Below are 24642 nucleotides of genomic sequence, written 5' to 3' on the forward strand. Positions count from 1 at the left end.
ATTTAATAGTAAAATATCTAATATTAAAAAAAAGAATGCTTGGTGAAAAGCATTCTTCAAATTGCGGATTTTTCAACAACATAAGTGCCAGCCAGCAAATCGTGAATCGCACGTTTACGGCGATGTAATCCAACCAACAAGTAATCCACCAGCATGATTGGACCCAGGATTTGAGTGAGGTCAAAAGCCAAATCCGACCATAAGGATAATTTGGCGGAAATAACGGTAAAGTCATAGCTGCTGACCGCAATTACCATTGAAAGAATCATACTAATCATTCGGAAAACATTTCGAATCAGAGCTTCCTTCACTGTAGGGTAATTCCCTTGCTCATTGACAATTTTTATTTTTAAAATCAGCTTCCCTGGAGTTCCGCCAAATCTAACGATCATAAAGATATCAAATGCGATAAACAAAATGTACTCCAGGATAATAGGTATCTCCGAGTGTAATGAAACAGCTAATGAATTAAGTATCAAGTATACGATAACCCCAGGTATTCCAATGACCAAGAAATCAAGAATGGAAGCCAGCACTCTTTTCCAAAAGCCTATAAAATTCTCCTGATCCAAATGCTCGGGTAGAATGTTATCCATGCAAGCACTCCTCTCTCTATCATTTACTTTGTCGCTCAATCCCTATTTAACAATCCCTTCCTCAGATGCTCTTGGATAATGGACTCCAGCTCTTTGTTATTTTTCACAATTACCCGTTTATCAGACAGAGTATCCGTTAACTCTATAATCCTATGTGCGGCCTCATGATCATATCCACGGTTCCATTCAAAAATCATCACATAGAGATTCTTAAATGACTGCTTGTAATTTGCTTGCTCTAAACCCAGTCTTGTTTTTATAAACCTTGTAAACACTCTCAAATCCCTGATCACTTTATTAGGATTCAAAATAACGATTAAGTCAGCAGCTTTAAAACTCTCTTGTCCCCATTTGTAATGTGCGCCTTCCAGAATCCATGAGGGTTTATCAAGGATTTCCTCCAACTGAGCATCCCTTGCTTCAACTGAAAAGCGCAAATTCTCGGCACTTCTGTCCCATACCAAGTTGTCAGTCTCGTAATACTCTACATCGTATTTTCTAGATAACTCCCGGGCGATATAGGATTTGCCGCTGCCGCAAGCTCCAATGATTCTAATCTTCATAAGCTCAGCCTAGCCCTATCGGCAGGATTATTAGTCCTATAGAAATTACGGTGATTATTCTTGTGGTGAGGAGCGTTAGCTTTTTATTTTTCTCTGATTTATACCAGCCCTTAAACTGAAAATGATTCCGGTACAGCATAAAAAATACAAATAAATTCCCGAGTCCCATACTCCAGTTATACACGGGCTGACCAAATATCAATTGATAGATCAATCTTTCTGCCCAACCCAAAACTAACAAAGTCAGCACAAGCAATATACATAATCGAAGTAATTCCAATATAAAAGAGCCCAATTTCAGCAATTCTGCAATCATCCTCTCAAGGTTTCTTTATCGCTAAAAAAATCCACATTCCTCCAAATTATACACCTTACACCTTACGACTCCTACCTAAAAACACAACCTGCCCAAGATAAATTTATCCTGAGCAAGGTTGTGTTTTTTATCAGCTTAGGAGGATGCGGGTTTCCCCTCGCCCCTTAGTTCCTGTATTTGTCGCTGCAAATTAACGATTTCCGCCACTAGCGCTGCATTCTCCGCCTCAGAATCCACACTGCTACTCTGAATCAGCTGATTCAGACGCAGCTGCAGGAGGGCAAGGTCATCCTCCCGAGCCTGTTCTATACCAGTAAGCAGACGGGTTCTGTCTTTTTCGAAGTATTCAGCATACGTTCCTTGAAAAAACTTTGGTGCCTGAGACGGCTCTAATATCACCAAGCGATTAGCCACTTTAGAGTGAAGATAACGGTCATGCGAGACCATTACTAACCCGCCGGGATACACCATAAGTGCCTCTTCTACTCGTTCCCTAGTATCAATGTCCAGATAATTAGTGGGTTCATCTAAGACCAATAGATTTGCTTTTCCAAAATACAACTTGAGGAAAGCCACACGGCATTTCTCCCCCAGACTCAAATCCCCAATCCGTTTAAATACATCGTCCCGCGTAAATAAAAAGCAACCCAGAATCGTCCGCGCCTCCGTCTGGGTCATTCCCGGCAGTTCAAGCAAGCTATCCAGAATCGTAGAGTTCATTTCTAAGTTATCTAGCTCTTGTGCAAAATAACCGATTGTCGTCCGTGGATGCAGCCGCACTTCACCTTTTGTAGGCTTATTGATCCCTGCAATCAATTTCAGCAGCGTAGACTTTCCAACACCATTAGGACCCAGAATAGACAGTCGGTCTCCCCGGTTTAGCGACAAACTGAAATCCCTAAGAAAAGGCGCACTCCCCTCATAGGCAAACTCTATCTCACGGAGTGTCAGTAAAGAATCTGCCAGAAACTCTTCGCTTTCCAGCTTCATCTTCAGCTTGCCAGTCTCATGGGGCAATTCTACACGGTTCTTATTTAACCGTTCCAGCGCAGCTTCCTTGGCATGGAAACGAGACACATTTTTCTTGGATTTCGAACGCAGAAAATCATTTTGTCCGGCAGCACGATGCGCTTGCTGGAACCATTCTGCATACCGCCTAATGCTCTCCAGCAGCTTCTCCTTTTCTTGCTCCTGCTTTTTATATTGTCCCTCCAATGTTCTCAGCTCTATAGTCTTCTGCTCCCGGTACTGTGTATATCCACCCGAATAACGCCGGCATCCCTCCGGACTAAGCTCCAGCACAGACGTCGCAGTTCGATCAATAAATGTACGATCATGTGATACATAAAACACGGTTCCAGGGTAGGTGCACACCCAATGCTCCAACCACTCCATCGTTTCTCCATCTATGTGATTGGTCGGTTCATCCAGAATCAATAGCTTGGGCTGCCGGGCTAATAATGCTGCTAATTGCACCCGTGTCTTTTGCCCTCCACTAAGTGAGGCGTATGGCAAATCCCAGACTGCATGTTCAAGCTTGAGCTGCTTTAGACTTTTTTCCGCTTTGACCTCCCAGCCATATCCATCAAGCTGCAAGTAACGATCGTACACCTCTGCATATTCAGCCAATTCAGCTTCGTTATCAGCTTTCTGCTCCTGCAGTCTCTGACTGAGGGCTTCCAGCTGGCGTTTTAATTCAGGCAGCTGTGCTGACCCTGAAAGAACGTAGTCCAATGCGGTTACTTCCCCCGGTACCTCAAGCTGTTGATCGAGCACACCCCATTCTTCAGATGGCAAACCATGATAGATACTTCCCTCTTCAAAAGTAAGGCGACCGATCAGCCCCTTAAGCAGTGTGGTTTTGCCAATCCCGTTTCGTCCGAATAAAAGCACGCGCTCTCCCTCAGCTATCTCAAAGGATACCTCCTTAAATAAAGGGATCCCATTCCATTCCTTACGTAAATTCTTCACTTTAATTACAGTCATCTTTCATTCCTCCGATTTCATTGCAAATAAAAAACCGCAGCCAACGGTCTGCGGTCGAATAGCGTATGAAGGGGGAATGTGCCCAGACATGGATAAACTACGGCTGTGTTCACCTGCTGGATGCAGAGTAAACCAACACAATAGATAGAACTATCCATATAAAAGCATCGTAAGACCCCCGACCGACACACGTATCCCTGACCGTTATCACCCTGCGCGGGTGCTCCGTGACTTGTGCATATGCACTTCACAAACTTTATGGTCTGTTTCAGGAAACGTGTTAGTTATTCATCAGTCGGTGGCCCTCCATAATTGTCCGTATTTTAGAATAAGTACAGTATATAACAATTTAAATCAGAAATAAAAGGCCAAGAACAATTATAACTTAATCTTTACCACCTGAGTCTGCGCATTCCACTGCACCTGAACAGCGAATAAATCAGGTAAGATACTCAGCGGAATTAGTAATCGGTTATTTTCGTTGCGTGACGGTAAAATCGTAATGGATTTCCCATTCACAATAGCCTTATTGGATAATGGCTTATGTGTCACCGTACGATTGCCGATCGTAATTATCAGTGCTCCTGTCCCCGCTTCACTCTGCAAAGTACCACCCAGTAAGGCCACGGATTCTCTCAGCGGAACAAACACACGGGAATTTTCCAATATAAAAGGATCCTTCAGCTTTGTTGTCGTCCCATTGATCTCAAAAGTTCCCGCAAACTTATTACTTCCCACAGAGTACCCGTTTTTAGTTGCAATATTCTCCATAGCCAGTGTGCTCGTTGTAATGATAACTCGAGTATTCTTGGCTACTTTTGGATACAGCCAATGAATATCATCATTATGCATTCGAATACAACCGGCGCTAACGTACTTCCCTATCGATGACTCATTATTATTGCCGTGAATCGCATACGTCGTGCCATAGGTCCCGTTCACTTCCAGCCCCAGCCAGCGGTCGCCAAGCGGATTTGCCGGATCCCCACCGGGAATTTTCTCTTTGTAGTAGGGTCTGTTTTTTACTTTAACCACCATTTTGAAGCTACCTTCTGGCGTCAGTTCCTTCGACTTTCCTGTGGCAACCGGAAAAGTCTTCACCAGCTTGCCGTCACTGAAATACGCGAGTTTGTTTGTTTTTTTGTTCACGATGATCAGATCTGAGCCAGCAGCTTCCACCCTTCCAACTCCTGTAAAGCAAGCAGCGAACAAAAGTCCAAATACAAGCATCAGTTTAATATTCCGCTGTAAAAAAGTTTGAAACCGGCCTCCCGAAAAGCATAAATTCATCTTGCTCCACCTCCGTTATATAAAGACGAAATCATTTCAAATATGTTGCGTACCAGCCTGTACCTATTCTTTTCAACTCGTCCACTCCCGCTTGACGCAGAGATTGCAATACTGTAACCAGTGAATGCATGACAAAAAGCCGATCTTTAGATACGCAAAGATCAGCATGCGCATAAACACATAAGTTGCGGACTCCAGAGACCCTATTTGCAACTATTGCGCTGTTTTGGGATGTTTTCGGACTCCAGCGCAGTTATTTGCTCAAAACACCTCGAATTCCTTGCTCTTCACGACCAATAACGTCTCTCGGGTCCGAAACTCGCTCCATAAACCCTAAAACACGCGAATAGCTGCATCTGAGTCCTTAGCACAGTTTTGCCTTGTTCTTTCCTATGTCTCTATCATTTCTGCCCTATGTCTCATACATTTCTGCGTCTGCTCATTTGCCCGTTACCGTTAGCACAGTTACCTACCACATCTCCACCACATCTCCACCACATCTCCACCACATCTCCACCACATCTCCACCACGCTCCTGACGCTCCAGCCCTAAACTAACTGCGCTGCACATTTGCCCGTATCCCATTCTCCCGAAGCTCAACGCACCAGCCCCCAAACTAACTACGATTTACCGTTGAAAATAGCTAGCGCATCAGCGCATAAGTCGCGGACTCCAGAGACCCTATTTGCAGCAAATTCGCTGTTTTGAGATGCTATCGGACTCCAGCGCAGTTATTTGCTCAAATACCCTCGAATTCCTTGCTCTTCACGACCAATAACGTCTCTCGGGTCCGAAACTCGCTCCAAAAACCCTAAAACACGCGAATAGCTGCATCTAAGTCCGTTAGCACAGTTACCTACCACATCTCTACCACATCTCCACCACGCTCCTGACGCTCCAGCCCCAAACTAACTGCGCTGCACATTTGCCCGTATCCCATTCTCCCGAAGCTCCACGCACCAGCCCCCAAACTAACTACGGTTTTACACCATCGAAGATCAGCTAGCGCATAAGCGCATAAGTCGCGGACTCCAGAGACCCTATTTGCAACAAATCCGCTGTTTTGAGATGCTATCGGACTCCAGCGCAGTTATTTGCTCAAAACACCTCGAATTCCTTGCTCTTCACGACCAATAACGTCTCTCGGGTCCGAAACTCGCTCCATAAACCCTAAAACACGCGAATAGCTGCATCTGAGTCCGTTAGCACAGTTCTACCTTGTTCTTTCCTACGTCTCATACATTTCCGCCCTATGTCTCATACATTACTGCGTCTGCTCATTTGCCCGTTACCGTTAGCACAGTTACCTACCACATCTCCACCACGCTCCGCTCCAGCCCCAAACTAACTGCGCTGCACATTTGCCCGTATCCCATTCTCCCGAAGCTCCACGCACCAGCCCCCAAACTAACTACGGTTTTACACCATCGAAGATTAGCTAGCGCATCAGCGCATAAGTCGCGGACTCCAGAGACCCTATTTGCAGCAAATTCGCTGTTTTGAGATGCTATCGGACTCCAGCGCAGTTATTTGCTCAAAAACCCTCGAATTCCTTGCTCTTCGGGACCAATAAGGTCTCTCGGGTCCGAAACTCGCTCCAAAAACCCTAAAACACGCGAATAGCTGCATCTGAGTCCGTTAGCACAGTTACCTACCACATCTCTACCACATCTCTACCACATCTCCACCATGCTCCTGACGCTCCAGCCCCAAACTAACTGCGCTGCACATTTGCCCGTATCCCATTCTCCCGAAGCTCAACGCACCAGCCCCCAAACTAACTACGGTTTTACCATCGCAGATCAGCTAGCGTATTAGTTGCGGACTCCAGAGACCCTATTTGCAACAAATCCGCTGTTTTGAGATGCTATCGGACTCCAGCGCAGTTATTTGCTCAAAACACCTCGAATTTCTTGCTTTTCAGGACCAATAAGGTCTCTGGGGTCCGAAACTTGCTCAAAAAGGCCTAAAACACGCGAATAGCTGCATCTGAGTCCTTTGGCAAACCAGTTAGTTTCAGGTTGGTTTTTAGTTGGTTTTTAGTTGGTTTTTAGTTGGTTTTTAGTTGGTTTCCAGTACATTTCTGATTAGTTTCTAGTTCGTTTCTTATTAGCTACTACTCGTCCCTACCTCCTCCCTATCTCTTTGTCAGCTCGTTTCTACTCCCTTCCGTTCTTCCTTCCGCTCTTCCGTTCTCCCCTCCCGTTCTGCCGTTCTCCTGTTCTCCCGCTCTCCCTACATCCCCACTACACGCAAAAAAAAGCCTTGATTCTCTAAATAGAGAATCAAGGCTTTCTAATTCGACCTTACACCCACCACATACCCTGAGGCTGGTCATGAATAAGAATGGATTGCAAATTGGTTACTGCACGTTGGAAGCCTTCGTCAACCGTCATAAGAGGGTCTTCGTGCTCGATACTCACCACGTAATCATAACCGTAAGTGCGCAGCGCGCTCATGATATCTGACCACTCAGATATGCTGTGACCGCAACCAACGGAGCGGAAGGTCCATGCGCGGGTCTGCACATCGCCATAAGGTTGCATATCGGTCAGACCATACATATTGATGTTGTCCTGATCCAAGTAAGTATCCTTGGCATGGAAATGGTGAATCGCGCCAGCTTTACCGAGAATCTTGATGGCACCTACAGGATCAATACCTTGCCACCACAGATGGCTCGGATCCAGATTAGCTCCGATAGCATCGCAGGTTGCTTCTCTAAGCTTCAAAATCGTATAAGGGGTATGGCACAGGAAGCCGCCATGCAGCTCGATACCGATCTTAACGCCATGCTCCTCGGCCAGCTTGCCGATTTCCTTCCAGTAAGGGATCAGCTTATGTTCCCACTGCCAGGTTTTGATGTCGCTGTACACGGTAGGCCAAGGTGTGACTGGCCAGTTCGGTGCTTTTGCCTCATCGCTGTCCCCAGCCGTTCCCGAAAAAGTGTTCACGACCTTAACACCCATGAGTGAAGCCAGCTTGATCGATTTACGGAGAATCTCATCCCCGGCGCGGGCTTCTTCTTTATCTGGTGAAATCGGGTTATTATGGCAACTGAAGGCACTGATCATAATGCCACGTTTCGTGAACTTTTCCAAATATTCTTGTCGTGCTGACTCGCTGGCAAGCAGCTCATCTGTCGGACAGTGAGCATTGCCGGGATTACCGCCCGAGCCGATTTCTACCGCATTCAAACCTGCGGCGGCGATTTTATCTAACATCTCGTCAAGACTCAAGCTTCCAAATACAGGATCAAATACGCCTAATTTCATTTATACGACCACCTTTTCTTTGATAGGCTCTAAGGCTTCAGAATGTCCGTAAACCGGATAGTCACGTTTCGTTGGTGCACACCAGTTCACGCCATTGATGATAACTTTTTGAATATCCTTGTTGTAATAGGTTGGATAAGATTCATGACCAGGCTGGAAATAAAAGATCTTCCCGCTGCCTCTACGGTAGGTCGATCCGCTTGGGAAGACGTTGCCGCCTTCGAACCAGCCGACAAATACAAGACTCTCTGGTGCTGGCACATCAAAATGCGCACCGTACATTTCCTCTTGCTCCAAGTCGATGTATTCACCAATGCCCTCAGCAATCGGGTGACTTGGGTCCATGACCCACAGACGCTCCTTCTCCTCAGCTTCACGCCATTTCAGATCGCAGCTGGTGCCCATTAATTTAATAAAGATTTTGGACATATGGCCCGAATGAAGCACTACAAGTCCCATACCTTGCAGCACTCGCGCATGTACACGATTTACAATCTCATCACTTACTTCATGATGGGCGATATGTCCCCACCAGATCAGTACATCCGTGTTATCCAATACCTCTTGCGTCAGTCCGTGCTCTGGTTCATCCAGCGTAGCTGTCTGAGTGTCCAGTCCTGCCTCTTGCAGAAAACTTGCCAGTTGTCCATGAATACCTTGCGGATAGACCTTAAGAATTCTTTCTTCCTGCCGTTCATGACGGAATTCATTCCATACGGTTACTCTTGTCACTTGAGACACGCTCCTAGTTCATATTTATCTATGACCATCGAACTTGCTTGATTATTCAAAAAACACAGGCATTCCAGTTTCAGAGGATTTATAAATAGCCTCCAAGATGCGAGTCACAACCAACGCCTGCTCCGGCTTCACTACAGGCACGGTGTCATTTACAATGCTGTCAATCCACTGAGCTGCCTCTATCACCGCAGGATCATCTCCTGCACCATCATAAAAGTCGACGCCACCGGCATCCAGACCGATATGCTTTTCAAAGGTTTTACCGTAGGCTTCTCCGTTAATGCGCAGACCCTTCTCCATGTCTGCTCCGCCTTCAGTCCCACAAAGTACCGTTTTGGCCTCACCGACATCGAGTGTATTCAGTGCCCAGCTTGCCTCTAAGATGATGGTAGCCCCATTCTCCATAGTGATGAATCCAATGGCGGAATCCTCAACTGTAAACTTCTCAGGATCCCACGGGCCCCAAGCATTCGCAGCATTTTTACGACCGGACAGCTTATGATAAGCGTTGCCCACGACATATTTAGGTTTGTAATTATCCATCATCCACAGGGTCAAATCGAGCGCATGGGTGCCGATATCAATCAACGGACCGCCGCCTTGCGCTTCTTCATCCAAAAACACACCCCAAGTTGGGACCGCGCGACGACGGATAGCCTTAGCTCTGGCGTAATAGATCTCACCAAGCTCATTATTCTCACATACCGCATGCAGATAAGCTGAATCTGGTCTGAAACGGTTCTGATAACCGATGGTCAGCTTTTTCCCAGTTCGCTCTGAGGCCTCGATCATCGCTTGCGCTTCTGCCGTAGTTTTAGCCATCGGCTTCTCACACATTACGTGTTTGCCTGCTTCCATAGCCGCAATGGAAATCTCCGCATGGGAAATATTCGGCGTACATACATGTATCACATCTATACTTGCATCGTTAAGAAGCTCTTTATAATCTGTGTAAACTACGGACTGCTCATCTCCAAACTCCGCTTTTGCCTTCTCGGCACGTTCAGCGACGATATCACAAAAAGCAACCATTCGCGCACCTTCTACTTTTTTTAACGCGGGCATGTGCTTGCCGTTCGCAATACCTCCGCAGCCGATAATTCCTACTGTTAAAGTCATTCTGGTCTAACCTCCACTTATTCCTGTTTTGATATCTCTATCATACAAAGCTGAGGAAGGGCTTTCTTCCTGCAATCTTGCTGTATTATTCCCGAATATTGTCTTGTGGTATTTCAGCGGTGATATTCCCGTTGCTTCCTTGAAAAAATGATGGAAGGTCTTCACGCTGCCAAACCCGGCTGCTTCCGCCACGGCAGACATCGGCAGATCTTCATTGATCAAGATCCATTTGGCTTTGTTAAGCCGGTATTCGTTTAAGAACGCGATAAAGGTCATGCCCGTGTTTTTCTTGAACAATTTGGTAAAATAATAAGGACTAAACCCCATATAATTAGCTACCTCATTCAGCGTAATAGCCTCCTGGTAATGCTGCTCCACATAGATAAAAATCCGCTCTAGTCTCTCCAGTGTTTCTCTGGATTGATTCAGTGTATCTTCCGAGAACTTAGGCTGTTTCTTGATCGGACTCTTCGGTACCTCCCGTAGAATAACGGTCAGCAGTTCAAACAATCTAGCCTTGATTAGAAAAACATATCCTTCTCTTCGCTGTACATCTTCCTCGTAAATACTCTCAATCAGCCCTTTGACCTTCGCGGCAGTTTCCACGGGCCATCTAGAACTGGAATACTCCATAAGCGTAAAGACCTCACGAAGTGAGTAGTCATTACCGTTCAAAGCGGCTACTTCTTGAAACAAATTCAGGTCAAATTGAATCACTACCCGTTCGCTCTCAGGTGAAGAGAGAAAATAATGCACATCCCCACCATTGATAAACTGGACTTCGCCCTGCTCCATGTGAATAGGGGTATCGTTAATTCCCAGATTCAGGCTTCCTTTGGTAACATAGATAATTTCAATTTCTTTATGCCAATGCGGATAACACAACGTATCACCATTGCAGAGTAAACTGCGGTAAGGAAAGTGCTTATCCACATCCGGAATCTCGAGATAAATATTCATAAATGCAACTCCTTATCCGAGTAAATCATTATAACCAGGGCTTGCATGCCATATTTAAAAATTTTACGTAAGCGTTTACTCTCTAAATGTTAGACCTCCAATATTCTTTTGTCAATTCCGATATTTCTAAGTAAATTTTTGGTATATACATTGGTTTCATTCCTATTAAAAGATTACTGCTCTTGCGTAGTTTTGATCATTTTTTTATTTTTTAAGTACAGTTGACAAAAGCGCCTACCAGCATTTATATTCGGGGTAAGCGTTTACGTTCTCTTCTTTCATAACTTACTCTCATCAGCGTAAGCGTTTAATTCAAGGATAACCGTAGTTTAAGGAGCTCATAGGAATGAACCCAACGATTAAAGATGTTGCACAGAAAGCGAACGTTTCCATTGCCACAGTCTCTCGCGTGCTAAACAATTTAAGTGGGTATTCGGACAAAACGAAACAAAAGGTAAATGAGGCGATCAAAGAAATTGGTTATCAACCCAATGCGATTGCCCGGGGTCTAATCAATAAGCGTACACAAACCATTGGTGTTATGTTCCCTAGTGTTTCTGGTGCCTTCTCTTCCGATCTGCTCAAAGGTATTGAAGAATTGGCCAATGACCGGAACTACAGTGTGATGGTATGCAATACCGATCAGGACGGTAAAAGAACGTTGAAGTACTTGCAGCTCCTGAGAGAGAAACAGGTTGATGGCATTATTTTTTCTAGTGAAGTCCTTAAGAAAGAATATTACGATGTGCTCGAAACCATGAGGATCCCCGTTGTATTGGTCTCTTCCCAAACAGAATTCGCCAAGGTCCCTTATGTGAAAGTAGATGATTATCGAGCAGCTTTTGACGCTATCCTCTACTTAATTTCAAAAGGTCACCGCAAAATAGCCATGATTAGTGGAAACCCTAGCGATCTTATCGCTGGTGCGCCAAGAGCAGAAGGTTATAAGCATGCGCTTGAAGCAAATGGTATTCCTTTTGACAGCCGCTATCTTGCTTACGGAGATTTTTTGTATGAGAGCGGAAGTATAGCTATGGAGACTCTTTTGGAGCAAGCGCCTGATGTGACTGCCGTTTTTGCTGCTAGTGATGAAATGGCGATTGGTGCCCTCTCCACCGTTATCAAAAATGGTCTAAGCGTGCCCGAGGATATCTCCATTATGGGATATGACGATCTTGGATTAGCCAAAATGGTTATTCCGCCTCTAACAACAGTACGCCAACCGCTGTACGATATTGGAAAGATCGCCGTGGAGAAGCTCATTCAGATGATTGAAACAGGCGAGTCTGTCAACAGCCAGATTGTCGATCACACAATTGTGGAAAGACAAACGGTAAGATCGCTTACCTAAGTCTTTTTATCAATATTACGTAAACGTTTACTGTTCACTTTATTGCATACCCGTCGCTTAGAAGAACACGAACATCATTTAAGTTTGCCGTCAACGTAAACGTTTACTCTTATCAAATTCACCATAATACCAACACATTATTAGGAGGATTTATCATGAAAAAAACAATTAAACCCGTAATGGTTAGTCTACTGGCTATGTCCGTGCTTAGCGCCTGCGGTAGCAATAGTGGTAACAATGCGGCTGACAACACATCTAGCGGCGGGAACTCCTCCGGTGACAAGGTGAAAATCGAGTTTTTCCAAAATAAGACCGAAGCCAAAGCCACCTTCGACAAGCTGGTTGCGAAATTTAATGAAGCCAATCCGAACATCGTAGTCACTCAAGTGAACCCACCGGATGCCGAAACAGTGCTGAAGACTCGTGCAGCTAAAAAAGACATCCCTGACGTGGTCGGTATCGGTGCCACTGACACCTACAAAACATTATCCGGAAGTGGTCTGTTTGAAGACTTCTCAAGTGATCCACTTGCTGAAAATATCCAGCCTGCTTATGTTCAAATGCTGAAAGACCTGACGGGTTCGAGCGAGCTGAATGGTCTTCCATTCTCTTCGAACGCAAGTGGTGTCATTTACAATAAAGCGATGTTCACTGAAGCCGGCGTTGCCGTGCCAACCACTTGGGATGAGTTCATTGCCGTCGCTCAAAAGTTCAAGGACAGCGGTAAAAATGCTTTTTACCTGACCCTTAAGGATTCCTGGACAACCCTTACGCCGTTCAACTCCCTCTCTACAATCATTAAAGGCAATGATTTCTTCAAGCAACGTGCTGAAGGTACTGTGACTTTCGCAGACAGCTTCACCGAAATTGCTGAAAAGCTGCTTAAGCTGACGGAGTTCGGTCAAAAAGATATTTTTGGAAAAGGCTACAATGACGGCAACACAGCTTTCGCTAAAGGTGAATCTGCAATGTATCTGCAAGGGGTATGGGCGATTCCAGAAATCGTGAAGGCTAATCCATCCATTGAGCTTGGTGTATTCCCTTTCCCAGCGACAAATGATGCTGCTAACAATAAGGTCATTTCTGGCGTAGACACATTGTTGACTATCTCTAAGAGCACTAAACATAAAGAAGAAGCTAAAAAATTCGTTGAATTCCTGCTCCAGCCTGAGAATGTCAGCCTCTACATTAACGAGCAAAAAGCATTCCCAGCTGTGCAAGGTGTAACTCAAGATGATCCAACAATGGACGGCTTCAAAGCAGCATTTACCTCAGGTAACTTGGCCGACTTTGCGGACCACTACATCCCAAGTGCAATGAAAGTGGATACCATCAATCAAGCCTTCCTACAAAAGAAAGATGTTGATGCGTACCTGAAACAGCTTGATAAAGAATGGGATAAGGTAGCTGACCGGAAATAACGAGACCTGACAAATAAGAGCCGAGAAAGAGAACGGGACTCCCCCTTCTCTTTCTCTTTTCCAAGGAGGATTACATGATGGCCAAACGCCGAGTCGCCTTTTATCTAATGACTATACCGGCATTGCTTCTTTTCTTTGCCTTTCACACCTTTCCTGCACTGCAGGGTATTTATTATTCGTTCACTAACTGGGACGGCTTCAGTGACAGCTTTGATTACGTAGGATTTAAGAACTTCATTAACATTTTTCAAGATGAAAATGTGCTGAATTCATATGTGTTCACTTTTAAATATGCCATCTTAACAACTATTCTCATCAACATCATCAGTTTGTTGATTGCGCTTGGGCTTAACGCCAAGATTAAAGCCAAAAACTTTTTCCGCGGTGTATATTTCCTGCCAAATATCCTCAGCGTGCTGATTGTCGGCTTTATTTTCAACTATTTGTTCGCAAATGTATTCCCTATCTGGGGCGAGAAGCTTGGCAGCGAATTCCTTTCGCAGAACATTCTCGGCAACTCCGATTGGGCCTGGATCGGTATCGTCATTGTAGCCGTTTGGCAGGGAATTGCTTATAACACGATTCTCTATCTGGCAGGTCTACAGACCATTCCGCAAGATCTTTACGAAGCCTCCAATCTGGACGGCGCTAGCCGCTGGAGAGAATTCTGGAGCATTACTTTTCCAATGCTTGCTTCCTTCTTCACGATCAACATGGTGCTGGCGATGAAGGGCGGCTTAATGGTATTCGACCAAATCGTAGCCTTGACAGGTGGGGGACCTGGACGTTCAACACAATCCATTGCCCACTTAATCTATACAGGCGGCTTCCAAGGCGGAGAATTTGCCTATCAATCGGCGAACGCCGTGATTTATTTTATCGTGATCGTTGTGATCTCCGCCCTTCAGCTTAAATTTCTGCAGAAACGGGAGATGGACTTATGATCAAAAAATCAAGCAACTGGCCTGCAACGATTCTTATCGCGCTAGGCTCACTACTGATCCTTTTTCCGCTGTACATGACTATTGCTATCGCGCTAAAAAATCCCGAGGAAATGGCTCAATCCATCTTTTCACTGCCGACTGGCCTGCATTTTGAGAACTTCGCCAATGCCATTAAGGCAACCAATTTCTTCAACGCCTTAGGAAATAGCGCCACGATCACAATAACATCAGTAGTGTTCATCTTGCTTACCAACTCCATGGTAGCCTACGCGATTGCCCGCAATATGAACCGAAAATTCTTCAAAGCGCTCTACTTTTATTTTATCAGCGCAATGTTTATTCCTTTCCAGATTATTATGCTGCCTGTGGTCAAAGTGACAACGGATCTGCATATGAACAACATTCTGGGTCTTATTATTCTATACATTGTTTATGGCTTGGCTTTTAACGTGTTTGTATACACTGGCTATATCCGCTCTATTCCTTATGAGCTAGAGGAAGCTGCCACAGTAGATGGTGCGACGACATTCGGAACGTTCTGGAAGATTATTTTCCCACTTCTTGCTCCGGTCAGTGCAACAATTGGTATCCTCTCCTGTCTGTCGACTTGGAATGACTTTATGCTGCCGTTGATTCTGCTAGGTGATCAGGATTCATACACACTTCCGCTTGTACAGTATGTCTTCCAAGGTCAATTCAGCACAGATTTCAACTTAGCCTTTGCTTCGTATCTGCTTGCTTTATCCCCGATGCTCGTGGTCTATTTGTTCGCGCAAAAATGGATTATCAGTGGACTAACATCTGGATCCATTAAATAACTAAGATTTATATAGAGAGATAGGAGAGTTATACATGGATAAGAAATGGTGGAAAGAAAGCGTAGTGTATCAAATTTACCCCCGCAGCTTCAAAGACAGTAACGGGGATGGCATTGGTGATCTGCAAGGGATTATCTCGAAACTCGATTATCTAAATCATCTTGGTGTCGACGTAGTCTGGTTGTGCCCAGTGTACCAGTCGCCTAATGACGATAACGGTTATGATATCAGTAATTATCAAAGTATTATGGATGATTTCGGAACGCTCTCCGATTGGGAGGAACTGCTAGCTGGACTTCACAGCCGCGGCATGAAGCTGATTATGGACCTTGTGGTCAACCATTCCTCAGATGAACATGCCTGGTTCGTGGAGTCCCGCAAATCGCAGGATAATCCTTATCGTGATTATTATATCTGGCGTCCTGGTAAGGACGGACAGCCGCCTAACGACTGGGGCTCCTTCTTCAGCGGATCGGCTTGGGAATTGGATGAGAAATCGGAAGAATATTACCTCCATCTCTTCTCCAGAAAACAACCAGACCTGAATTGGGACAATCCAAAACTGCGCCAGGAAATCTACGATATGATGACCTGGTGGCTGGATAAAGGAATTGACGGATTCCGCATGGACGTGATCAACCTGATCTCCAAAGTACCGGAATTACCTAGCGTTTCTACGGAAAGTAACGTAGAACAGCCTACTTACCACTTCGGTGGAGACTATTTCGTTAACGGTCCCCGCGTACATGAATATATGCAGGAAATGAACCGTGAGGTGCTATCCAAGTACGATATCATGACAGTGGGCGAAGCTGTTAATGTTACTCCAGAAGAAGCTTCACTGTATGTTTCCGAGGATCGAAACGAGCTGAACATGGTATTCCATTTCGAGCTCATGGACGTCGATTCCGGTCCTGGAGGTAAATGGAATGTACAGCCTTGGAAACTGGCGGACATTAAGTCCATTATTTCCAAGTGGCAAGTTGCACTGGACGGTAAGGGTTGGAACAGCTTGTATATGAACAACCATGATCAGCCGCGTATGTTATCCCGCTTTGGGGATGATAAGCTGTTCCCGAAAGAGTCTGGAAAAATGCTGGCAACACTGCTGCACACACTCCAAGGTACACCTTACATCTATCAAGGTGAAGAAATCGGCATGACAAATGTACAATTTGCTTCCATCGATGACTACAAGGATATTGAAATTCTAAATATGTATAAGGAATACTTGGCTGCCGGTCACTCGGAAGAAAAAATCATGAATTCCATTTACATCAAAGGTCGGGACAATGGCCGTACGCCGATGCAATGGAACTCGGAACCGCAGGCAGGCTTCACCACCGGCACACCGTGGCTGGCTGTGAACCCTAACTACGAAGATATTAATGTGGAGCAGGCTCTGGCAGATCCCGATTCTATTTTCCACTACTATAAGAAGCTAATTGAGCTGCGTAAGCAGCATGAGATTATCGTATACGGAAGTTATACAATTCTGGCTGAGGAGAATCAACAGGTATATGCTTATCTGCGTACTCTTGGAGAAGAACAGCTACTGGTTGTATTGAATTTCTTCGGAGAGCCCGCGACCTTCGAACTTCCTTCTACTGTGAAATTCCAAGCGAAGGAATTGCTTATTGCCAACTACGAAGTAAATCCAGAAGAAGAACTAAACACAATTCAACTTCGTCCTTATGAAGCTCGTGTGTATAAGCTTAATTAAGTACCCCCTTGCATGAAAAAACAAAAAGGAGCCTCCGGGCTCCTTTCTGCTTTTTCATAAACACTTTTGAGTTATAGACTTACATTTTAAACCGTTCCTTTTACCGGATTGACCTGTACCTGTCCCGCGTTCAATTTCTCAATAATCGCCAGTAAGAAGGTTTCGGCTAGGCTGTTCTTTTTAATCGCTCTGGCGGCTTCTTCCAAGGTAAACCATTCAGCATGATCAACCTCAGTACTCACCTGGCTCAAGTCCTCCGAATCTGCAACACCTATAAAATTCAGCATTAGCGTATTGGATGGTGCGAAGTACAAGCTGCGCATATATTCATAAGCGACAATATCAAGTCCTACCTCTTCTTTTACCTCACGTACGAGAGTCGTTTCCGCATCTTCACCTTTGTTCACGTATCCTGCGAGTAATATATAGTCTGGCCGATTATATTGCTGAATTAATAAAATCTTGTTTTTCTCCCTGTTTAATACTGCTGTACTAATCGCCGTGCTGAAAATAGGGAATCGGAACATTTCACACGCATTGCAATAAGGTACCTGCCCTTCCCCTTCACTTTCTTTCATTACTAACTCTGTCCCACATTCCAGGCAATACTTCAAACTGATCGCTTCCTTCTATTCTAAGTTAGCCTAATTCTACTCCAATTGAGGAGGAATCCGGTGATACGTAGCTTGTTCAAACCCGTATGCTAAGGCTATGAGCGTAGGCTCGCTATAAGCTTTTCCGGAAAAAACAACACCAAAAGGTCCCTTGGTCGAATCCCCATCCGCATCAATAATGCCTTGAGATACATATCCCGCCGGAACGGTAACTAATGGATAACCTAAGCGTGCCGCAATATACATGCCATCTACATCACCAGGCAGCAATAAGGCGTCTAAACCATATTGTTCCAACACATAATCTATTCCTTGCTCAAGTGCTAATTCCTTGTATTCTTGTTTCTTCTCTTGATAGACTTCTTCAGTTAAAGTTACTTCTTCTGATCTCGTCAGGGTGTCTTGCCCATATCGCAGGGCAATCTCAGCATGTCTTTCATTATAGGCTATCAATTCTTGCAAAGAGTGAATCGGAACGGAATCATCTACTTGTGCTAAATACTGGTTGAGCCCTTTTTTAAATTCATAACAAATCACATCATTATTCCAATTCTGTTGTTCAACATGTACTGTGACAGGATCTATAATGGTAGCCCCTTCATTCTTCAAGGTCAAGATAGCTGCTTCCATAATTGCAAGCCTCTCAGCGTCTAAATGCTTATAATAATGCCGTGGAATACCTATTCTTGCTTGTTGTAAAAAGCTTTTATCTAAACTTGAAGTATAGTCTGTATAAGCGTATTTTTCGTTTGAAAATGTTGCTGAATCGTTGGCGTCCACTCCGGTTAACGCCCCTAAAATAATTGCCGCATCTGTAACCGTTCTAGCTATAGGCCCAGGGGTATCCTGGCTTACTGAAATGGGAATGACTCCAGTACGGCTCACTAATCCCACCGTAGGTTTGATTCCGACAAGAGCATGTTGGCTGGCTGGACCGACAATAGATCCTGCGGTTTCCGTTCCGATCGCTGCTGCTGCCAGATTCGCTGCTACGGCTGCCGCAGGCCCAGAGCTGGAACCACTGACAAATACCGTCCCAGGTCCATACGGATTCAGTACAAGCCCTCCCCGCGAGCTATATCCCGCAGGCATTGTACTAGACATAAAATTAGACCACTCCGACATATTCGCCTTCCCAAGTAAAATAGCCCCCGCCAATCGAAGCTTGGCCGCTACAAATGAATCTTTTGCCGCAATTGATCCAGCTAAAGCTACAGAACCGGCACTCGTATGCATCTTATCCGCGGTGTCTATATTATCCTTCAATACAATAGGAATACCGTGCAGGCTCCCGCGGCTCCCTTTTTCTGCTCGTTCTTTATCGAGTGCTCGCGCGATTTGTATAACCTCTGGATTTATTTCTAAAATAGAGTTTATGTCTATATCGTATTTTTGGATCCGCTCCAGATATACTTGAACTATATCCTCTGAGGTAATTAAACCTGCTTCCAGAGCCTCTTGCATTTTAATTATATCCGTCTCAATAATCCATTCCTGAAGTTTATTCTTCATACGAATAACTCCTTCCAAAAAAATAAAATTGCCTCTAGTATAAACCTACCACAAAATTTCACCTCAATAATATGGAGAGTTTAACTATAGTTATATTCAGCTATTTGACTCCCTCGGCTACAGATGATAGGGTATTTTCGAAGTTAAATTTTTCCGGGAGGGAACACCCATGACGGAAGTAAAGCTTAGTATTGGATACGACGAATTCGAAGAAGGTCAAAGAATTGGCGAAGCAATTGAGAAGTTAAGCAGCAGCCCTGAAGGTGCGTCGCTGACCAGCCTAATTATCGGTGATTGGGGGCAAGCCTACGAGAATAGCTCGGAAGAGGTTGTAGAGGCACTGGTTACGCATAGCGCCAGCTTCCCGGCTTTACGCAAGCTTTTTATTGGTGAGATGGGCTATGAGGAATGCGAGATTTCATGGATTACCCAAAGCGATCTATCACCGTTGCTCCCTGCTTTTCCAGAATTACAATCACTCACGATTCAAGGCGGGAATGAGCTGAGCCTCTCAGAGCTAAAGCATGACAAGCTGGAGGAACTGATAATTATTAGTGGCGGCTTAAGTAAAGCCGTACTTGAAAATATTGCAGCCAGCCAATTGCCGAATTTACGCAAGCTGGAACTCTATCTTGGCGTAGATAACTACGGCTTTGACGGAAGCCTCGCAGATATTCTACCTCTTATAGAAGTAGGAAAGTTCCCTAAACTTACCTATCTGGGATTAAAAAATAGCGAAATACAAGATGAAATCGCCGGTGCAGTAGCAAATGCGCCTATCTTAGATCAGCTGGATACGCTAGATCTATCTCTGGGTACCCTCAGCGACGAAGGTGCTGAATTGCTTCTTGCCAGCGAGAGAATCAAGGGACTAAAAGCATTGAATCTAAGCCATCATTTTATGTCCGACGAGATGATCAGCCGGTGGCAGCAGAGTGGATTACCTGTCGATGTCAGCGACAAACAGGAAAGCGATGATGAGGAAGACTGGCGTTATCCTTCCATCACAGAGTGAGCCCCCTATGCGGCCGATGATCGTTATCGGTATTCCTGGGGATAAACGGACTAGCGGCATTCAGCAAGCACGTTCCGATCTCGGAATGCCACCTGCCATCATTTTATCGTACGCTGAATTTCTGCAAGGCCAATCGTTAGGTGATCTGCTGGAAGTGCAGAAGCAGCAGTTATCCAGCCAGCCGGCTGTTTATAACGGAATAGATCTCAGTACGGCTCCCCCGCTGCTGAGATTGGAATCGCCTGGCAGCAGCTTTGAAGTAGAACGTGCCTTAATCGCTCTTGGCGCACCTGATGCCGTTGATGTTGACGATTCGCTGCATCCCTACGCTGAAAGACCTGATCCGCGCCCACTCCGTGTGAAGGTAGCCCATCAATTGAAGGAGATGCAGGGTGTCCTGCATCATCCTTCGCAATGGTTCCGCGGTTATTGCCGCATGCTGGCTAGACTACAGCGCGAAGCCAAAGAGGTTTGTCCAGGCTCGCTATGGTTAAATGACCCCGCTGACATTGCGGCCATGACCGATAAACGGCGGGCACAACAGATTCTGAGTGAGGCAGGCATCCCTATTCCTCGTCCATTAGGCGAGGAACAGCAGCCTACCGACTATGCCTCTCTCCGTGAGATGATGATCTCCCGGCGAATGCACCGGGTATTCATTAAGCTAGCCTTCGGCTCTGCCGCTTCCGGGGTGATCGCCTATCAGCTCCATCCCGTTACAGGTGCCGAAATTGCCTTAACTACAGTGGGGGTCGAGAATTACATCACCCGACCGCCCATTTACTATAATTCCGGTAAACTGCGGCGATACACAGATACCGCCACGATCTCCGGCATTATTAACTGGATTTATCGGCATGGTGGTTATGCCGAGCAATGGATCCCTAAGATCGGCCATAACGGCAAAGCCTTCGATATCCGCCAGCTCGTGGTTCTCCGTGAGGCCTGTCATACAATTGCTCGTGTAAGTTCCACCCCAATTACGAATCTGCATTTACGCAGCCAGCGGATGTCTCCTTCAGAAGCCGGTTTATCAGAATTCATACAGGAGCAGGTACGAAATACCGCGTTGCAAGCGCTGGCGGCATTTCCCCGTTCTGGAGTTGCCGGGATAGACGTGCTGATATCTGGAGGATCGCAGCAGTGTTTTGTCGCCGATGTTAATCCTTTTGGCGATTTGCTGTACGATGTGAAATACCGTGGCTGCAGCACCTACGAATGGGAAATGAAGGTATTGACCGCCAGAGACTATATTACTCATCCCTCAACACCGCTTATAAAGGAAGGATCCTCTTAATGGATATGAACACTATCGTTGGCACCCATGACATTCTAATGATCACACTTGATACCCTTCGATACGATGCAGCTACTATGGAGGAAGCGAACTGCCCGAACCTGTGCGGAACGGGATCCTGGGAGAAAAGACATACTCCCGGCAGCTTTACTTATGCGGCCCATCACGCTTTTTTCGGCGGCTTCTTGCCTACTCCAGCTACAACGGATAAGACTGAGCATATCCGTATGTTCCATTCCCGAAATACCGGAATGAAGACGCATCCTCATACATGGCTGTTCGATACGCCGGATATCGTGTCAGGACTTGCTGCCGAGGGCTATCGCACGGTTTGTATTGGAGGTGTTATTTTTTTCACCAAAAAAAATCCACTCGCTCGTGTGTTGCCAAGCTATTTCCAGCAAAGCTACTGGCGGATGACCTTCGGTGTGACCAATCCGCGTTCCACAGAGCATCAGGTGAACCATGCCTTGAAGCTGCTAAAGGATACTCCTAGCGAGCAAAGATTGTTTATGTTCCTCAACGTCTCTGCCATTCACGGACCAAATCATTATTTTGTACCTGGTGCTAAAAAAGACTCCGTAGACAGCCAGCGCGCCGCTCTTCGTTATGTGGACGGTGAACTGGGCCGGTTGTTCGATGCGTTCCGGGAACGCGGCAATCCGGTCTTCTGCCTGGCTTTTTCAGATCATGGAACCGCTTATGGGGAAGATGGCTATCAGGGGCATCGCCTTGCCCACGAGACGGTATGGAACGTCCCTTATCGGGAGTTTATTTTATAATATTTATAACAAGGAAAGGATGGAGAACTGATATGACGTTATCGTCCTTCTCTTTAGAAGAGCTTCACAAGTGGAAAGACAGCATTACTGCTCACCCTTACCGTTCTTATCTGTATTCCTATCCACACAAAACGGCTTACAGGGATTTGCAGCCTCCGATGCCGCTAGAAACACTCTGGCGTGATGAGCCTGCGGAATCTTTCTTTCTATATATGCATATTCCGTTTTGTGGCGCACGCTGCGGATTCTGCAACCTATTTACCCTGCCTGATAAACGCGCAAATGTTCATGCCACATACGTGGATGCCCTGGAACGCCAAGCAAAGCAATGGGCGGAATTCACCAGACATAAACCTTATGCGCGTTTTGCGATCGGCGGTGGAACTCCCACCCTGCTGGCAGCAGATCAGCTCCGCCGCTTGTTCCACATTGCCGTTGATACGATGGGACTGGACACAAATACAGCCTCCATCTCAGTAGAAACTTCACCGGAGACGATTACCGAAGAGAAGCTGAATATTCTAAAAGAGTATACGGTGGATCGGGTCAGCATGGGCATCCAAAGTTTTGTCGCTGCTGAATCGGCGGCCATCTATCGCCCACAAAATCCGGATGAGGTATATCGGGCACTAGAGCTGCTGGGGAAATATGATTTTCCCATACTGAATTTAGATCTGATCTACGGGCTTCCGGGGCAGACGGTCGACTCTTGGCTATATTCGCTCAATCAAGCGATCAGCTTTGAGCCAGAGGAAATTTTCATCTATCCGCTCTACACCCGTGAGCATACGATTGTGAAGCCTGGTGATATCCAGCGTCAGGACGATATTCGCCTAGATTGCTACAAAGCCGCTGGGCAGCTGCTTAGAGCGAGAGGATATCGCCAATACTCCATGCGTCGTTTCGCCAAGGAAGACGCAGGAACAGCTAAACCCATTCTCGATTATAGCTGCCAAGAAGAAGGAATGGTCGGATTGGGCTGCGGAGCAAGATCCTACACCCGCCATGTGCATTACGCTTCCCGTTATGGGGTAAGCCGTAAAGCAACCGAGAGCATTATTGCTGATTACGTTGCGACGGATCGTTACGATACTGCGGATTACGGGATTGTGCTGAGTCTTGAAGAACAGAAACGCCGCTTTATTCTGAAGGCGATTCTACATAGCGAAGGGCTGAAGCTTGAAGATTACAGCCAGCGTTTCGGTCAATCGCTCTGGAGCGATTATCCTGAGCTGTCCAACCTGCTTCATTCCGGTCTTGGGCAGGAGGAAGATGGCATCCTGCGCCTTACCACCGAAGGGATGGGTTACTCTGATTCGATTGGGGATTGGTTTATTTCTGGGGAGATCCGAGAGCAGATGGAAAGGTTCGTATTGCCATGAATGCGGTCCTCTACTACCGCGGTTCCCTCACGTCCTGCAACTATGATTGCCCCTATTGTCCTTTTGGCAAAACAAGAGACAGCGCAGCTACGCTCGCCAAGGACCGCCAGGGGCTGGAAGCCTTCGTAGCGTGGGCCTCTGAGCAAGGTGCGGCAGGTCATCGGCTTTCTATATTTTTTAATCCCTATGGCGAAGGGCTAATTCATCGCTGGTACAAAGAAGCAATGATTGCCCTCTCCAATATGGACCATGTAGAGAAGGTAGCGATTCAGACCAACCTATCTGCCAACCTGGGTTTCATCTCCCAGCTGAATCGTAAAAAAGTGGCCTTTTGGGCCACCTACCACCCCGGACAAGTGCGGGAGGATAAATTTCTGGCGCAATGTTTGACTTTATATGAGAACGACGTTCCATTTAGTGTGGGAAGCGTTGGAATACGCAGCGCTTTTTCAGCGATAGCTTCACTTCGTTCTGCGTTACCAGAGAACGTGTACTTATGGGTCAATGCTTACAAAGATAAACCTGATTATTATACAGCTGAGGATTTTGTCTTCCTTAGCGAGATTGATCCACATTTTTCTGTGAATGCTATGGATTATGAAAGCCTTGGCCAAGCCTGCAATGCAGGAAAAGATGTTTTTTACGTACAGGGCGCTGGGCTTGTGAAACGCTGCTATAAGGACAGAGGGGTCATAGGCAATCTTTACCGTGATGGGCTAGAGGGTCTCTCTGCGGTTAGAAGCTGCCGAATGAAGGTATGCGATTGTTATATCGGTTATATTCATATGCCCGAGCTGAAGCTGCGGAGCATCTATGAAGCTGGACTTTTGGAACGAATCCCGTATGGCGCTATGAATAACTGATTTAAAATTCCAGACAGGGTTTCTTTACTCTCTGTGGAATATGACAAGTAGCCCCCATCTATAGGGGCATAGC

General features: G+C 45.8%; 22 protein-coding genes. 10 read left to right on the forward strand and 12 right to left on the reverse strand.

Annotation, left to right across the window (positions count from 1 at the left end):
* Positions 1–56: 56 nt before the first annotated feature.
* The 10 genes from MKY14_RS22010 to MKY14_RS22055 form a co-directional block, all read right to left on the reverse strand.
* A complete protein-coding gene (locus tag MKY14_RS22010; protein ID WP_076145486.1) occupies positions 57–596 on the reverse strand; it encodes an RDD family protein in 540 nt (179 codons plus the stop codon).
* 35 nt (positions 597–631) lie between these two features.
* Complete coding sequence (locus tag MKY14_RS22015) at positions 632–1159, reverse strand: hypothetical protein (protein WP_076220822.1); 528 nt, start codon at positions 1157–1159, stop codon at positions 632–634.
* A gap of 4 nt (positions 1160–1163) precedes the next feature.
* The gene (locus MKY14_RS22020; protein WP_081386495.1) at positions 1164–1463 is read right to left on the reverse strand and encodes a hypothetical protein; all 300 of its coding nucleotides are present in this window, start codon (positions 1461–1463) and stop codon (positions 1164–1166) included.
* A 147-nt stretch (positions 1464–1610) separates the two neighbouring features.
* On the reverse strand, positions 1611–3461 hold the full coding sequence (abc-f, locus tag MKY14_RS22025) for a ribosomal protection-like ABC-F family protein (protein ID WP_340977342.1): 1851 nt from the start codon (positions 3459–3461) through the stop codon (positions 1611–1613).
* A gap of 378 nt (positions 3462–3839) precedes the next feature.
* Complete coding sequence (locus tag MKY14_RS22030; protein WP_076129557.1) at positions 3840–4751, reverse strand: L,D-transpeptidase family protein; 912 nt, start codon at positions 4749–4751, stop codon at positions 3840–3842.
* Positions 4752–5220: 469 nt separating this feature from the next.
* Positions 5221–5352 carry a hypothetical protein gene (locus tag MKY14_RS22035; protein WP_339246697.1) on the reverse strand — a complete coding sequence of 44 codons (132 nt, stop codon included), beginning with the start codon at positions 5350–5352 and terminating at the stop codon, positions 5221–5223.
* A 1706-nt stretch (positions 5353–7058) separates the two neighbouring features.
* Positions 7059–8027, reverse strand: a complete 969-nt coding sequence (locus MKY14_RS22040) for a sugar phosphate isomerase/epimerase family protein (protein WP_036680409.1) — start codon at positions 8025–8027, stop codon at positions 7059–7061.
* The gene (locus MKY14_RS22045; protein ID WP_076186759.1) at positions 8028–8759 is read right to left on the reverse strand and encodes a ThuA domain-containing protein; all 732 of its coding nucleotides are present in this window, start codon (positions 8757–8759) and stop codon (positions 8028–8030) included. It abuts the gene before it with no gap.
* 51 nt (positions 8760–8810) lie between these two features.
* Positions 8811–9887: a Gfo/Idh/MocA family protein gene (locus MKY14_RS22050; protein ID WP_340977344.1), complete on the reverse strand. Its 1077-nt coding sequence runs from the start codon at positions 9885–9887 to the stop codon at positions 8811–8813.
* A 6-nt stretch (positions 9888–9893) separates the two neighbouring features.
* Positions 9894–10847, reverse strand: a complete 954-nt coding sequence (locus MKY14_RS22055; protein WP_340395101.1) for an AraC family transcriptional regulator — start codon at positions 10845–10847, stop codon at positions 9894–9896.
* 346 nt (positions 10848–11193) lie between these two features.
* Between MKY14_RS22055 and MKY14_RS22060 the strand changes: the two genes are divergently transcribed.
* The 5 genes from MKY14_RS22060 (at position 11194) to MKY14_RS22080 (ending at position 17104) form a co-directional block, all read left to right on the forward strand.
* Entirely contained in the window at positions 11194–12198 is a 1005-nt protein-coding gene (locus MKY14_RS22060) for a LacI family DNA-binding transcriptional regulator (RefSeq protein WP_036680403.1), read from the forward strand.
* A 155-nt stretch (positions 12199–12353) separates the two neighbouring features.
* Entirely contained in the window at positions 12354–13619 is a 1266-nt protein-coding gene (locus MKY14_RS22065) for an ABC transporter substrate-binding protein (protein ID WP_076195171.1), read from the forward strand.
* Between the two features lie 77 nt (positions 13620–13696).
* On the forward strand, positions 13697–14563 hold the full coding sequence (locus MKY14_RS22070) for a carbohydrate ABC transporter permease (RefSeq protein ID WP_038568998.1): 867 nt from the start codon (positions 13697–13699) through the stop codon (positions 14561–14563).
* Entirely contained in the window at positions 14560–15381 is an 822-nt protein-coding gene (locus tag MKY14_RS22075; RefSeq protein WP_172628781.1) for a carbohydrate ABC transporter permease, read from the forward strand. The genes MKY14_RS22070 and MKY14_RS22075 overlap by 4 nt, the downstream gene beginning before the upstream one ends.
* Positions 15382–15415: 34 nt before the next feature.
* Positions 15416–17104 carry a glycoside hydrolase family 13 protein gene (locus MKY14_RS22080; RefSeq protein WP_076309292.1) on the forward strand — a complete coding sequence of 563 codons (1689 nt, stop codon included), beginning with the start codon at positions 15416–15418 and terminating at the stop codon, positions 17102–17104.
* A gap of 86 nt (positions 17105–17190) precedes the next feature.
* Here MKY14_RS22080 and MKY14_RS22085 read toward each other — a convergent pair whose 3' ends face one another.
* Positions 17191–17718 carry an NAD(+) diphosphatase gene (locus tag MKY14_RS22085; RefSeq protein WP_076186776.1) on the reverse strand — a complete coding sequence of 176 codons (528 nt, stop codon included), beginning with the start codon at positions 17716–17718 and terminating at the stop codon, positions 17191–17193.
* Positions 17719–17754: 36 nt separating this feature from the next.
* Entirely contained in the window at positions 17755–19230 is a 1476-nt protein-coding gene (locus tag MKY14_RS22090) for an amidase family protein (protein ID WP_339189885.1), read from the reverse strand.
* Positions 19231–19399: 169 nt separating this feature from the next.
* Here MKY14_RS22090 and MKY14_RS22095 point away from each other — a divergent pair, with 169 nt between their 5' ends.
* From MKY14_RS22095 to MKY14_RS22115, 5 genes are read left to right on the forward strand one after another with little or no spacing between them, the layout of a single operon-like run.
* A complete protein-coding gene (locus MKY14_RS22095; protein WP_076129565.1) occupies positions 19400–20245 on the forward strand; it encodes an STM4015 family protein in 846 nt (281 codons plus the stop codon).
* Between the two features lie 7 nt (positions 20246–20252).
* The gene (locus MKY14_RS22100; RefSeq protein ID WP_076129566.1) at positions 20253–21542 is read left to right on the forward strand and encodes an STM4014 family protein; all 1290 of its coding nucleotides are present in this window, start codon (positions 20253–20255) and stop codon (positions 21540–21542) included.
* Complete coding sequence (locus MKY14_RS22105) at positions 21542–22324, forward strand: STM4013/SEN3800 family hydrolase (protein ID WP_076129567.1); 783 nt, start codon at positions 21542–21544, stop codon at positions 22322–22324. The genes MKY14_RS22100 and MKY14_RS22105 overlap by 1 nt, the downstream gene beginning before the upstream one ends.
* A 32-nt stretch (positions 22325–22356) precedes the next feature.
* Positions 22357–23706 carry an STM4012 family radical SAM protein gene (locus tag MKY14_RS22110; protein WP_076129568.1) on the forward strand — a complete coding sequence of 450 codons (1350 nt, stop codon included), beginning with the start codon at positions 22357–22359 and terminating at the stop codon, positions 23704–23706.
* Complete coding sequence (locus tag MKY14_RS22115; protein WP_076186782.1) at positions 23703–24569, forward strand: STM4011 family radical SAM protein; 867 nt, start codon at positions 23703–23705, stop codon at positions 24567–24569. Before MKY14_RS22110 ends, MKY14_RS22115 begins: the two co-directional genes overlap by 4 nt.
* The last annotated feature ends 73 nt before the right edge of the window (positions 24570–24642 follow it).

Source organism: Paenibacillus sp. FSL R5-0887 (assembly GCF_038002305.1).
GTDB lineage: Bacteria > Bacillota > Bacilli > Paenibacillales > Paenibacillaceae > Paenibacillus_AQ > Paenibacillus_AQ odorifer.

What these genes read in the sequence shown, in the direction of transcription:
- MKY14_RS22010 (WP_076145486.1), bottom strand. Translation starts at nt 596, where the DNA reads ATGGATAACATTCTACCCGAGCATTTGGATCAGGAGAATTTTATAGGC.
- MKY14_RS22015 (WP_076220822.1), bottom strand. Translation starts at nt 1,159, where the DNA reads ATGAAGATTAGAATCATTGGAGCTTGCGGCAGCGGCAAATCCTATATC.
- abc-f (WP_340977342.1), bottom strand. Translation starts at nt 3,461, where the DNA reads ATGACTGTAATTAAAGTGAAGAATTTACGTAAGGAATGGAATGGGATC.
- MKY14_RS22030 (WP_076129557.1), bottom strand. Translation starts at nt 4,751, where the DNA reads ATGAATTTATGCTTTTCGGGAGGCCGGTTTCAAACTTTTTTACAGCGG.
- MKY14_RS22040 (WP_036680409.1), bottom strand. Translation starts at nt 8,027, where the DNA reads ATGAAATTAGGCGTATTTGATCCTGTATTTGGAAGCTTGAGTCTTGAC.
- MKY14_RS22050 (WP_340977344.1), bottom strand. Translation starts at nt 9,887, where the DNA reads ATGACTTTAACAGTAGGAATTATCGGCTGCGGAGGTATTGCGAACGGC.
- MKY14_RS22055 (WP_340395101.1), bottom strand. Translation starts at nt 10,847, where the DNA reads ATGAATATTTATCTCGAGATTCCGGATGTGGATAAGCACTTTCCTTAC.
- MKY14_RS22060 (WP_036680403.1), top strand. Translation starts at nt 11,194, where the DNA reads ATGAACCCAACGATTAAAGATGTTGCACAGAAAGCGAACGTTTCCATT.
- MKY14_RS22065 (WP_076195171.1), top strand. Translation starts at nt 12,354, where the DNA reads ATGAAAAAAACAATTAAACCCGTAATGGTTAGTCTACTGGCTATGTCC.
- MKY14_RS22070 (WP_038568998.1), top strand. Translation starts at nt 13,697, where the DNA reads ATGGCCAAACGCCGAGTCGCCTTTTATCTAATGACTATACCGGCATTG.
- MKY14_RS22075 (WP_172628781.1), top strand. Translation starts at nt 14,560, where the DNA reads ATGATCAAAAAATCAAGCAACTGGCCTGCAACGATTCTTATCGCGCTA.
- MKY14_RS22080 (WP_076309292.1), top strand. Translation starts at nt 15,416, where the DNA reads ATGGATAAGAAATGGTGGAAAGAAAGCGTAGTGTATCAAATTTACCCC.
- MKY14_RS22090 (WP_339189885.1), bottom strand. Translation starts at nt 19,230, where the DNA reads ATGAAGAATAAACTTCAGGAATGGATTATTGAGACGGATATAATTAAA.
- MKY14_RS22095 (WP_076129565.1), top strand. Translation starts at nt 19,400, where the DNA reads ATGACGGAAGTAAAGCTTAGTATTGGATACGACGAATTCGAAGAAGGT.
- MKY14_RS22100 (WP_076129566.1), top strand. Translation starts at nt 20,253, where the DNA reads ATGCGGCCGATGATCGTTATCGGTATTCCTGGGGATAAACGGACTAGC.
- MKY14_RS22105 (WP_076129567.1), top strand. Translation starts at nt 21,542, where the DNA reads ATGGATATGAACACTATCGTTGGCACCCATGACATTCTAATGATCACA.
- MKY14_RS22110 (WP_076129568.1), top strand. Translation starts at nt 22,357, where the DNA reads ATGACGTTATCGTCCTTCTCTTTAGAAGAGCTTCACAAGTGGAAAGAC.
- MKY14_RS22115 (WP_076186782.1), top strand. Translation starts at nt 23,703, where the DNA reads ATGAATGCGGTCCTCTACTACCGCGGTTCCCTCACGTCCTGCAACTAT.